General features: G+C 44.6%; 14 protein-coding genes. 13 read left to right on the forward strand and 1 reads right to left on the reverse strand.

The window, feature by feature from the left end:
- Window positions 1-2: 2 nt before the first annotated feature.
- From pilM to H6798_01715, 13 genes are all read left to right on the forward strand, one after another.
- Window positions 3-1046, forward strand: a complete 1044-nt coding sequence (gene pilM, locus H6798_01655; GenBank protein MCB9821228.1) for a type IV pilus assembly protein PilM — start codon at window positions 3-5, stop codon at window positions 1044-1046.
- Between the two features lies 1 nt (window position 1047).
- Window positions 1048-1773, forward strand: coding sequence for a hypothetical protein (locus H6798_01660; GenBank protein MCB9821229.1), 726 nt, complete (start codon window positions 1048-1050; stop codon window positions 1771-1773).
- The gene (locus H6798_01665) at window positions 1770-2423 is read left to right on the forward strand and encodes a hypothetical protein (GenBank protein ID MCB9821230.1); all 654 of its coding nucleotides are present in this window, start codon (window positions 1770-1772) and stop codon (window positions 2421-2423) included. The genes H6798_01660 and H6798_01665 overlap by 4 nt, the downstream gene beginning before the upstream one ends.
- Window positions 2423-2677, forward strand: coding sequence for a hypothetical protein (locus tag H6798_01670; protein MCB9821231.1), 255 nt, complete (start codon window positions 2423-2425; stop codon window positions 2675-2677). The genes H6798_01665 and H6798_01670 overlap by 1 nt, the downstream gene beginning before the upstream one ends.
- 12 nt (window positions 2678-2689) lie before the next feature.
- Window positions 2690-4459, forward strand: a complete 1770-nt coding sequence (locus tag H6798_01675; protein ID MCB9821232.1) for a type II/IV secretion system protein — start codon at window positions 2690-2692, stop codon at window positions 4457-4459.
- Window positions 4460-4538: 79 nt separating this feature from the next.
- Window positions 4539-5603, forward strand: coding sequence for a type IV pilus twitching motility protein PilT (locus H6798_01680; protein ID MCB9821233.1), 1065 nt, complete (start codon window positions 4539-4541; stop codon window positions 5601-5603).
- A 1-nt stretch (window position 5604) separates the two neighbouring features.
- Entirely contained in the window at window positions 5605-6819 is a 1215-nt protein-coding gene (locus H6798_01685) for a type II secretion system F family protein (protein MCB9821234.1), read from the forward strand.
- 83 nt (window positions 6820-6902) lie between these two features.
- Window positions 6903-7373: a prepilin-type N-terminal cleavage/methylation domain-containing protein gene (locus H6798_01690; protein ID MCB9821235.1), complete on the forward strand. Its 471-nt coding sequence runs from the start codon at window positions 6903-6905 to the stop codon at window positions 7371-7373.
- A 62-nt stretch (window positions 7374-7435) separates the two neighbouring features.
- Entirely contained in the window at window positions 7436-8224 is a 789-nt protein-coding gene (locus H6798_01695) for a prepilin peptidase (GenBank protein ID MCB9821236.1), read from the forward strand.
- Window positions 8225-8264: 40 nt separating this feature from the next.
- Entirely contained in the window at window positions 8265-9131 is an 867-nt protein-coding gene (locus H6798_01700) for a hypothetical protein (GenBank protein MCB9821237.1), read from the forward strand.
- Complete coding sequence (locus H6798_01705) at window positions 9119-9619, forward strand: hypothetical protein (protein MCB9821238.1); 501 nt, start codon at window positions 9119-9121, stop codon at window positions 9617-9619. The genes H6798_01700 and H6798_01705 overlap by 13 nt, the downstream gene beginning before the upstream one ends.
- Entirely contained in the window at window positions 9616-10260 is a 645-nt protein-coding gene (locus tag H6798_01710; protein MCB9821239.1) for a prepilin-type N-terminal cleavage/methylation domain-containing protein, read from the forward strand. Before H6798_01705 ends, H6798_01710 begins: the two co-directional genes overlap by 4 nt.
- Window positions 10261-11361: a hypothetical protein gene (locus H6798_01715; protein ID MCB9821240.1), complete on the forward strand. Its 1101-nt coding sequence runs from the start codon at window positions 10261-10263 to the stop codon at window positions 11359-11361. It abuts the gene before it with no gap.
- Here the strand turns inward: H6798_01715 and H6798_01720 are convergent.
- Window positions 11356-12270 carry a tyrosine-type recombinase/integrase gene (locus tag H6798_01720; protein MCB9821241.1) on the reverse strand — a complete coding sequence of 305 codons (915 nt, stop codon included), beginning with the start codon at window positions 12268-12270 and terminating at the stop codon, window positions 11356-11358. The two genes, H6798_01715 and H6798_01720, sit on opposite strands and share 6 nt — an antisense overlap.
- Window positions 12271-12328 lie beyond the last annotated feature (58 nt).

Genomic DNA, 12328 nt, shown 5'->3' on the forward strand with positions numbered 1-12328 from the left:
CTATGGGTATCTTGAGTGGGATTTCAGACTTCTTCGGCCTAGACATTGGCACTGGAGCGATTCGAGTTGTGCAGCTACATGGTAGCGGGGCTAGCAAAACACTGGTTCGTTATGGGGCTTCGCCACTTGCGCCGAATCTGTCGCAGAGTGATTCACCAGCCGATCAGCAGCAGCTCGCCGCTGCTCTCAAAGATGCATTATCTAAGCATCGCATCACGACTCGCAACGTGGCCGTTGGCCTGCCATCGAATCGAGTTTTCTCGACAGTTGTTGATATCGATAAGCTACCTCCAGCCGAACTTGGTAAAACGATTATGTTCCAAGCCGATTCGATTATCCCAACGCCTATCCAGGATTCTAAGATAGATTGGGCAGTCATAGGCGAATCACCAAAAGATCCTGCCAAGCTCGAACTTCTGGTAAGTAGTGTCGCAAACGAATTTGTTGAACGCCGATTAGACTTGCTCGAAAACATCGGTCTAAATGTGATTGCTTTCGAGCCGGATAACCTGGCTGTAGCCAGATCGATGGTGGCAGCAGGCGGGTCGACTGGTCCAGTTATGATTATAGACATGGGCATTCGCTCGACCGAACTGGTAATAGTTATGAATGACACACCAAAACTTAGTAGAAGTATCAACACTGGCTCAGACGCAATCATCAAGTCGGCTATGCAAGGCTTGGCAATCGACTATAAACAGGCTGAACAGTTTGTGTATAAATTCGGCATGGTCAAAGACAAGCTCGAAGGTCAGGTGGAACGTGCTATAAATCCAACCATCGATGTAATTATTAGCGAGATTGAAAAGACAATCCATTTCTTTGAAAACCGCTACCTTGGGGTCAAGATGGGCAAGTTACTGGCAACTGGATCGGCAGCAATCTTGCCAGAGTTACCACTTCACCTAGCAAATCGCTTTGGGGTTAATGTCGAGATTGGTAATGCCTGGCAGAATGTAGTATACCCAGCCGATCGTCAGAACGAGCTTATGGCAGTTTCGAACCATTTTGGTGTGGCAAGTGGCTTAGCCCAGAGGAGAGAGTAAGATGATTCAGCTGAACTTGCTACCAGATGTCAAACAGCAATACATAAAGACTAAGCGGACTCGTAGGCTGATTACCATGATTTGCTTAACCGCTTCAGCAGTTTCATTGGCTGCAACAGCCTTATTATTTACTACAACCGATGTTTGGCAGCAACATAAGATAAATGGCTTAACTGAAGATATTCAAACACAGCTCAAAGAGCTACAAGACGTGCCTCAACTCAGTAAAATTCTGACAGTCCAGGAACAACTAAATGGGCTAGATACCCTACATAGCGAAAAGTATGCCTCAACCCGTCTGTTTGGCTACTTGGGGCAAATTTTGCCAGAAGGTGTGTCTTTGTCTGATATGCAAGTAGACTTCGCCTTGTCGAGTATTGAACTTACTGGTCGGGCTGATAGCTTACAGACAATCAATAAATTTGTCGACACGCTTAAATTTACTAACTATGTTGTTTATGAGCTCGATACACAAACCAAAGAGGTTATTAATCAGCAAGACGCCGCTAAAGCGTTTGGAGAAGTAGTTCTGTCTAGCTCGAACAAAACTGAATCGGCCACGTCGTTTATTATAAATGCTAAATTCGATCCAACGATTTTCGAAACAACAGTTCAAGGAGTCGATACGAATCGGGTTAAGCTAGTTGTTCCGAAGGTTATTACCACACGGTCCGAAACAGAAAACCCATCGGCTATATTTGATGCCCCAGCAGAGGAGACAAAATGACCAAAAATAACACCCGTCTTTCAGTAAAAAGGCTGATAGTTAGCAGGGATCAGGCTCGAACTGTACTAACGATTGCTTTAACTGCTTCGGTTATTGCATTCTGTGCGGTTGGCTCGAGGGTTTATTTTGCAAAAATGCGTCACCAGGGCCGGGTAATCGATGCCAAGCAAGACACTCTCCAGCAGCTCAAAGATAATATCGATGTCGCTAATAAGCTAGAAGCAGCCTACACAACATTTGATAGCGCCAACGAATCGGTGTTGGGTAACCCCGACGAGACAAATTCACGCATCGTTCTAGATGCCTTGCCAAGTAAATACGACTTTGCGGCCGTACTCACGAGTGTCGAAAAAATCTTATCATATGGGACCTATACAGTTAATCGGATCGAAGGAATCGATCAAGAACTCGAAGCTCTCCAAGAAAGTGCTACGCCTGAGCCTGTTGAAATTCCGCTAACTATCTCGGTTAGCACAAACTATAAAGGCGCCCAACAGTTATTAAATGATTTATACAGATCGATCAGGCCTATGAACATTCAGAAAGTTGGTTTATCTGGCAGCGATGATAGCTTAAACCTCGAAATCGATCTGTTTACATACTATCAGCCAGAAAAGAAGCTCGATGTTAGTACAAAGGAGATCAAATAATGCGCCAAAAAGACATTGCACTGATAGTTTTTGCTAGCGGTATGTCGGCATTGATTGCTTTTGCGCTAGGTAATTATGTGCTTGGTGGTACCAATCGCTCTACCAATGTTGAGACTGTCCAGGCGATAACGGCTGAGTTTCAGCTACCTGACTCTCGGTTCTTTAATGACAACTCACTTAACCCGACTACAACCATTCAAATTGGAGACAGTAATAACCCAAATCCATTTAAAGATTCTCAAGGTACGCAGTAGCGAGGCGGCCTAATGAGCGTAATGGTTGCCGAGAACCAAGCCAAGGTTGAAAGCGAGCTCCTTAGAGAGAAGATATTTAGTGATTTTCAGCTAAAGGAACACAGAGATAAGGCCAAAGCTGCCGACATACCTTTTTTTAGCTATCTTATTGATAATAGCTTGCTGACAGACGAACAGCTTACCAAGGCGATCGCGGTCGTTTCGAAAGTACCATATGTCAATTTGAGCCAAGCAAAAGTAAACCCTCAGACCTTATCTTTGCTCCCCGAAGAAATTGCTCAGACTTACATGGCTGTACCGCTTGGTGAGATGCAAAGCCGCTTAGTGGTTGCGATGCTTGATGCCGGTAATGTTCAAGCAGTCGACTTTTTGTCGAATAAAATTGGCCGCGCCTTAAAGGTGTATATGGCTAGTGAGAGCGGCATTCGGAATGTCTTGAAACAGTATCAGGTGCAGCTCGACAAAGATGTTGCCGACGTAATCGACCAGGACCAATCGAGCCTTGATCGCACTGAAGATAATATTAAGACGATTGTTCAAGACTCGCCAATAAGTAAAGCTTTGTCGGCGATACTTGAGTATGCCGCCAAGAATCGAGCCAGCGACATACACATCGAACCGCTCGAAAAAGAACTTAAAATAAGAGCTCGAGTTGACGGTGTACTGCGAGAAATTATGAAGCTACCAAAAAGTAGTGAGGCACCATTTGTATCGCGCATAAAAATTTTAAGCAACCTAAAAATAGATGAACACCGAATTCCTCAGGATGGACAGTTTACAATTCGAGTAGCTGATCATCCGATTGATTTAAGAATTGCGATTTCGCCAGTAGTCTGGGGTGAACAGGTAGTAATTCGTTTACTCGACAAAACAGGCACGAGCTTACGCCTGGAAGACATGGGATACACAGGTCGGGCTCTACGTACAATTCGCGAAGGTATAAAAAACTCTAATGGCATGATTCTAACATCTGGCCCAACTGGTTCGGGTAAATCTACCTCTTTGTATGCCTTAATCCAGGAAATAAAAAGTGATGATATTAATATCGTTACCCTCGAAGATCCGGTTGAATACAAAATGGAAGGCATTAATCAGATACAAGTTAATGCCGAAGTTGGCTTAACATTTGCCTCAGGGTTGCGGTCTATTTTGCGTCAGGACCCTGATGTGGTCATGGTTGGTGAGATTCGTGACAAAGAAACTGCCCAGTTGGCGGTGCAGGCTGCTCTGACGGGTCACTTAGTATTTAGTACACTTCACACAAATTCGGCGGCTGGTATTTTGCCTCGACTTCTCGATATGGGTATCGAACCTTTCCTGATTGCTAGCACGGTTCGGACAGTTATCGGCCAGCGCCTAGTCCGGCGTTTGGCTCCCGATGGTCTAGAAACATACGATAGCAACGATACCGAGACAGCAGGAATTATCGAAAATATTGGCAGTTTACTACCGCAAACAGATTCGGACATTAATGCCGCCAGTGAAGACTTGGGTTACCAGAGCCTACCAACAGCCAAGCAGGCTAGCTATAAACTGTATCATGGCACAGATAGTCGTGAGCACCCCGGTGGTTATAAAGGTCGTTTAGGATTATACGAAGTCTTTAATATGAGCGACGAAATTCAGAAGCTAATTTTAGCCCGAGCTACCAGTTCTGAAATTCAGCAAGCGGCTTTAGCCCAGGGAATGATTTCGATGCGTCAAGATGGCTATCTGAAAGCTTTAGCAGGAATGACCAGTTTAGATGAAGTAAACCGCGTCGCGGCAGCCGATAATGCTTAAGCTTATATCTATAAAATTCTTTGAAATGCTTAAGCTACATGTATAATGTTAATCAGATAAACAGGGTGGAATAATACAAATGGCCGGACTCAGAATCGAAGCATTACTGGAAGAAGTTGTAAAGCGCAAAGCTTCTGATTTGCATTTGCAGGTTGGTTTACCACCAATGTTGAGGGTAGATGGAAGCTTGGTGCAGGTTGCTGGAACAGAAAAGCTTTCGGAAGAAGAGGTCGAAAGGTTAGTATTTGCAATTTTGGACGAAGATCAGAAACAGATACTACTAAAAGACAAAGAGTTTGACTTTAGCTTTGCTTTTGGTGATATGGGCAGGTTTAGGGTTAACGCTTTTCATGGAAGCGGCAATATTGCAGCAGCTCTCCGCTTGATCCCAAACGAAATCTTATCGATCGATCAGCTGGGCTTACCCGATATTGTCAAGAAATTTGCCGAGTACCCTAGAGGACTCGTGCTGGTAACTGGCCCAACTGGCTCAGGTAAGTCCACTACTTTGGCGGCAATTATTGGTAAGATCAATCAAGAAAGAGCTGAGCATATTATTACCATCGAAGACCCAATTGAGTACACTCACAAGTCGCAGAAATCTGTGGTTATCCAGAGGGAAGTTCACTACGATACATATTCTTTTAGTGCAGCTCTCCGCTCTAGCTTACGCCAAGATCCAGATGTAGTCTTGATTGGTGAGATGCGTGATCTCGAAACGATTGCAGCCGCAATTACGATTGCCGAAACCGGCCACTTAGTGTTTGCGACCCTACACACCAACTCAGCAGCTCAAAGTATTGATCGTATGATTGATGTATTCCCACCACATCAACAGCCTCAAGTACGCTCTCAGCTGAGCAATATCTTAATGGCAATTTGCTCGCAACGTCTCGTGCCTGCAATCGGAGGTGGTCGAATTGCTGCTTCGGAAATCATGATTGCTACTCCGGCCGTTAGAAATATTATTCGTGAAGGCAAAACCCACCAGCTAGACGCCGTGATCCAAACCGGAGCAGAGTTTGGTATGCAGAGTATGGACAAGACGCTTGTGGAACTAATCCACGCCGGGACCATAAACTACGACGAAGCTCGGAATTTTGCTGTCGACATTGAAGAGTTAGATAGATTAATGCGGGGCTAGAATGATTACGTTTAAGTATGAGGCCCGCGACCCAAAAACAGGCAATAAAATTACCTCAACAATCCAGGCTGATTCAGAGCAAGCTGCCGGGAAACTACTAATTACCCAAGGCTTAGCACCAATAAATATTGAGCCAATCAAGGAAAAGGGCGGTGTCCTAAATCGAGGCAATAAGGTAAAAAGTAAAGACAGGATTGTTTTTGCGCGCGAGTTATCTACTTTAATAAACGCCGGACTTCCACTCGTACAAAGCCTACGTAGCGTTGGCGATCAGACAGATAGTAAGCCCATGAAACTGGTAATCAATCAGATCATCGGTGATGTTGAGGCAGGAAAGTCGTTTTCAACGGCTTTGAGCCGACACCCAAAAATATTTAACGGTATATTCATAAGCATGGTTAGCGCCGGTGAAGCTTCTGGTACGCTCGACAGGGCACTCGAACGACTGGCTATTCAGCAGGAAAAAGATGCCGAGGTAATTAGCAAAGTCAGGGGTGCGTTAGTTTATCCAGCCATTGTTATGTTGGTTATGGGTGGAGTTGTGACATTTATGATTGTTGGTGTGTTGCCTCAGGTAAAAAGCATCTACTCAGGCCTTAAAGGTGCGAGCCTGCCTTGGATAACCAGGCTACTGCTTTGGATCTCGGATACAATCATTGCCTACTGGTGGATTGCCTTAATTGTTTTGATCTTGCTTGTCTTCTTTGGCATGAAATGGTTCAAAACAGTGTCGGGGCGTCTGTTTGCCGATCGTTTTAAACTCAAGGTGCCACCATTTAATCGTTTATTCATGAAGTTGTATATGGCCAGGTTCTCTCGTACAGCCCACACTTTAATTGCTAGTGGTGTGCCACTTATCCAGGTGCTTGAAATTGTCTCGAAGTCTATCAACAACGTGCTGGTTGAAGCGTCGATAAAGAAGGGCACCGAGAAAGTTAAGGGTGGTAAATCTTTGGCCGATTCACTCCAGGGGGATCCTAACTTCTTGCCCCTAGTTCCAAATATGTTAAGAATTGGTGAGGAATCTGGTTCGGTGGAGCAAATGATGGAGCGGACCGCCGAATACTACGAAAAAGAAGTAGATAACGAAATCAAGACAATATCGACGATTATTGAACCAGTTTTGATGGTCATTCTCGGAGTAGTTGCGATTACGATCGTAGCGGCAATATTGCTACCAATCTACTCACTTGTAGGCAAGAACATACTTGGCTAGTAAAAACTTGCATCATCGGTCTAACTGTGTAGAATTATAAGCATGAGCAAATAATGCTATTTAAGACAAGGGGAATGTTAATAATGACACCTAGGGCACTACAAAAAAACAAAGAAGGATTCACTATTATTGAGGTAATGATTGTTCTGGCGATTGCCGGCTTAATCATCTTGATTGTATTTTTGGCCGTACCTGCGCTCCAACGCAATAGCCGTAACACTCAGCGTCGTAACGATGCCGCGAGAGTAAGCGGACTTCTGTCTGAGTACACAACCAACAACAATGGTCGTTTACCAGCTAACTCGGCTGCACTACAGGCCTTGATCGGCACTCAGTTAAGTATTTACGATGTGACTTCGATCACCTTGGCCGCCGCAACCGAAGCTACTGGCAACGATGCGGCAGCTGCAGCCAGCAGTAACAGTACCGTAGTTGTTGTGTCCAATGCTACTTGTTCAGATAACAACGCAGTTGCTGGTGGCGGGTCTCGAGCTTACACTGTAACCTTTGCAGTTGAAACCAGTGGTGGTGGCAGTACTGCCCAGTGCTTGTAAGGATTTCTTGCGGTAATAAAACGGCCGTTCTGGCCGTTTTATTATGATAAAATGCTAGCCTAGTGATTATTGTATTACTTATTTTTGGCTTAGTTTTTGGTAGTTTTCTAACGGCGTTTGTTGACAGACTACATGATGGTCGGGATTGGATAAATGGTCGTTCGGAGTGTGACTCTTGCCATAAAGAGCTCAAGGCTCAGGATCTCGTGCCGGTCTTTAGCTGGTTAATTAACTTTGGTAGGTGTCGTCAGTGTCATAAGCACATATCGTGGCGGTACCCCTTGACCGAGTTGGCCGTGGCTGGATTATTTACAGCATGCTATTTGTTATGGCCAGTTCCAATAGTAGGCTTTGAGATTGTTAAGTTTGTCTGGCTACTGATAACTATAGTCGGACTGACAGCTATAAGTATTTATGATTTACGCTGGATGATTATACCGAATACAATAATTTATCCATTGATAGTTCTGGCAGTTGGTGTGGTCGGATATGAGGCTATATTTCTTGACGGAGGCCCAGAGCTGGTGCGGTCTGCAGTATTAGGCTTACTTGGCTGTGGGGGCATACTCTACGGAATCTTTCAGGTATCAAAAGGCAAATGGATCGGTGGCGGAGATGTTAAACTGGGGTTTTTACTGGGTATTATGGCTCTAAGTTTTATGCGTGGCCTACTAGTAATCTTGCTTAGCTCATTTGTGGGGCTAGTTGCGATTGCACCAATGCTGTTCGCCCACAAGTTTAGTCTAAAAGCTAAAATTCCTTTTGGCCCCTTCTTGATCATTGCTGGGTTGATAGTCTATTTCTTTGGACAGCAGCTACTCGATTGGTATATGAATGTTCTGGTTGTGTAGAATGCTATCTTCGAGGTAGCGCTTATGCTAAGATATTAGCATGAAAGTTAACAGGGGTGGCTTTACTATTCTAGAGTCGATGATCTTTTTAACTGTTTCTGCCGTGATGTTTGTTGGTGTTGCCACAATGTTTCGAGATACTCAGGGTTCAACCCAGTTTAGCCAAAGTGTGCGTGAATTCGAGACTAGCTTGAATGGAATTCTAAATGATGCCAACACAGGTGTTTTTCCAGACATAGAAAACAAGTCTTGCGCCTATGATGCTTTTCGTAAGCCGTCGTTTTCGAATAACGTTGGTCAACAAACGGGTGACGGTAACGGCTGCGTATTGCTTGGTAAGGCGATTCAGATCGGTACTGATACCAGTGACGATAGGTACTATGTCCATACATTAATTGGTGATAATCGGAATGCGTCGTCTGATCTGAATTATCTAGCCGATCAAGCGGGGTTTAACGCCCTGGCTGTATCAACACTGGCGGACTCGAGTTTCGACAGTGTTGAGGAGCTTAGTCTAAAGTGGGGCACAAAGATAAAATACACTTATTACAAACAGTCACCATCACCTCAAGTGTTTGTCTGGGCTATAGGTGCTGTCTATACAAACTTTGGTGGAAGTAGCTCATCGAGCCGTTTTACAAATGGCCAATCACGCATAACCTTGGCGGCAATCACACCAAATGATGCCTCGGCCAATATTAAGACAAATGCTTTAGTGTCTGTCGCCGATTTTGAAAACTCGATCCGAAGTCTGGCTACTTCTGATTATGATGAGAATTTTGGCGACGTTATCTCTGTTTGCTTAGTTGGAGGCAATGGCGAACAAGCTGTGATTGACGTCGGGACAAGTGAAGGTGGATTAAGTGCGGTAGCGAAATTTGAAACGAGGCCAGAATGCAACGTTTAAATAACACCGGCGAAACAATTGTCGAAGTCCTGATTAGTATCGCTATGCTTTCAATCTCAATTGTAGGCTCGATTGTTGTGGCGCGTGAAAGTATTCTTCTTGGCCAATCTGCCAACGAACGTACTCAGGCACTTAAAATAGTCGAAGCACAGATAGAGCGATTGAAGGCTAGAGCTCCACAAGATGCCGATAACCAAGGGGCGTCGGATAGTGTGTTTAACGACGGCAGTGAGTATTGCTTAGACGATAGCTTACAGATGGTAAGCGCACCATTTCCAACAAATAGCGATGTCGACAGAATTAGCTGCTCGAATGACAAATTTCCGCCCAGCAACCTTCAGGTAAGCATAAAATACCTAAAGGATGGACCAACAGTCAGTGATTTTGATGATGATTTATTCGTAGTTACTGCGGAGTGGGATAACGTAAGGGGGGGTCAGCGCGATAAAGTAGTTATCGACTACAGGCTGCATCCAATTACACGATGAAACATTTAAGCCAAAAAGGTTTTACCATTTTAGAACTTATGATTGCCTCCAGTATATTCTCGGTGATGTTGATTGTTTGCTTGGGCGCAATCGTGTACCTAGGCAAGCTTTATTACAAGGGTGTAACTATTAGCAACACAGCCGAGGTGACACGTGCGAGTATCGATGAAATAACAGAAGCAATTCAGTATTCTGGTGATGCCTTCGAGGCGGCCCCAGCCGATCCGACACCAAGTGGCTGGACCGGTGCATACTGCATTGGAGTCAAGAAATACTCCTATAGAATTGGCTATCAACTAGTCATTGGAACGCCAGGCACAAATCAAGCCAACCAAGTGCTGACCGTTAGCAATGACCAGAGCTGTATCGGCTATGAACCTTCTGGCGATCAGCAACGAGAATTATTAAAGGAAAATATGAGATTAACCGATTTTGCGATTACACCAGGACCTTCGGGCTTAACGAACGTAGAGATCGGAGTTGCCTATGGTGGCGATCCAACTGATCAGAGCGTCGAAGATAATACATTTAATACCGAGGCCGATGGTACAATTATTTCATGCAAAGACAGTTCAACTGGTTCGGCGTTTTGCGCAACCAATTTCCTGAAAACGTCTGCTTTACGAAAGGTGGGTCTATAAATGAAAAACCTGCATAAAAATCAGCAAGGACTAGTTTCGATCATAGTAAGTAGTGTGATCATCACGATTATGGCTCTGATAGTTATATCGTTTGCGCTCATTATGAAAAACGAACAACAGCAAGCGCTTGATAGGCAACTTAATAGTCAGGCTTTCTATGCTGCTGAAACAGCAGTTAATGATGTTAGGAAGGCGTTATTTAATGGTCAGATTACTGAAGATATCAGCACATGTGATGCGGGTAAGGCGGGTAGTCAACAGGTAACAGATACCCTAGTTAATTCCGATGCCGACGTGTCTTCTACTGAGATAGGTTGTGTGACGGTCGATGTTGCGCCTCAACAGTTAACCTTCGACTCTGTAAGTGTGAATCGCTCAAAGATTCTCGAGTTAAAACCAATCGACAGCGCCGGCAACTCGACCAAAATCAGATCTCTAGTTATTTCTTTTGACGATCCAGACGGCTATCAGGAGTTTCAGTCGACGGCCGTATATCGTCCAGCCTCAGATCCGTATGGTACCGGTGCTGCAACCTGGGGCAATGGTCCGGGTATGTTAAGGGCAGAATTGATGGGTGTTCCCGATGTTGCCGCGACACCTCCTGCAGCAACCTTTAGTCGAGATGAGCTCAGAGCCTTAAACAAAGTAATATTCGTCAGTACGGTTAGGGATGATGCGAATGTACCTGTCAGTCGTAACTGGAATGGCATCAGTGGCGCAATTAAGATACCCCAGGGTTGCGACACGACTTTGGCAGAGTTGCCCAGGGTCTGCGGATTTAGACTTAACAATATTGATACCAGCCTGGATAAGTTATACATTCGCCTGATGTCGATCTATAAACCGGTTTCAGTTACTATTCAAGGTTATGACAGCTTAGGAAATCCTGTAAGTTTTGCTGATGCACAAGTAGTAGTGGATGCTATAGGTCGTTCGACAGATGTTGTCTATAGGACCCGTGAAGTAATCGCCCTTAGTGCTGACTATAACTATCCTGATTTTGGGGTTGTTGCTGGCGATTTATGCAAAGTTTTGATAACTGATCCCTCCAGCACCACAACCGCATCTGTTGGCGCAGCTGTACCTGCTTGTGAACTATAGCTGTCTTTTGTGATACTGCTGGTGAACTTTTTTTAACTGCGGGTCAGTAACGTGGGTATAGATTTGGGTGGTACTTATATCGCTGTGACCTAGCATGGCTTGGACACTTCTAAGGTCGGCACCATTCTGAAGCAGATTCGTTGCAAAGCTATGACGTAATGAGTGTGGAGATACCTTCTTGGTGATACCGGCTAACAGGGCGTATCTAGCTACCATGCGCTGGATACTTCGGGCAGTAAGTCTTAAGTAGTCGCCACTTGTATCGGCGTGCTTGGAGCCACCTATGCGGATAAATAGTGGCGAGGTATTGTCCTGGCGTAAGTTTAAGTAATCTGAAATACAGTCGGCTGCTTGCTGGCTGATAAATATAGGCCGGTCTTTCTGGCCTTTACCTCTTACCATAAATTCGAGTCGTTTTAAATTTATGTCGCCTCTGTTTAGGCCGACTAGTTCGGATACACGTAAGCCACTACAAAACAACAATTCTAGGATAGCTTTGTCTCGCAAGCCGTCTAATTTATCAGTTTTTGGTGCCGATAAAAGTCTGTCAATTTCTTCGGAGTTAAGAAAAGTGACTTGTTTACGAGGACTTTTTGCGAGCTCTATCTTATCTGGGGGCATGCAGGCAATTTCACGTTTACTCATATATTTTAAGAAGTTTCGCAGAGCGATTAAGTGATAGTTCTGAGTATTTTTGGCTAATTCGTCTCCTCGATCTGAGCCAAGTCGGTTTAACCAGAGTCGCCATCTACGTACTAGTTCTTGATCGATATCTTTTACCGCAATATCTCCGGCAAAGTCGTTGAGCCTAGTCAAATAGTGGTCATAGTTGGCAATAGTCTTCTGCGATCGGTTTTGCTCGATCTCCAGATACTCCAGATAGTCTATTTTTGCTTTAGAGAATAGCATGCCACCATAATAACCATAAACAACAGAGGTAGCAAGTGAATAAAATATTTGCTCAATA

The organism is Candidatus Nomurabacteria bacterium, assembly GCA_020631905.1.
Classification (GTDB): domain Bacteria; phylum Patescibacteriota; class Saccharimonadia; order Saccharimonadales; family VXPC01; genus JACKGQ01.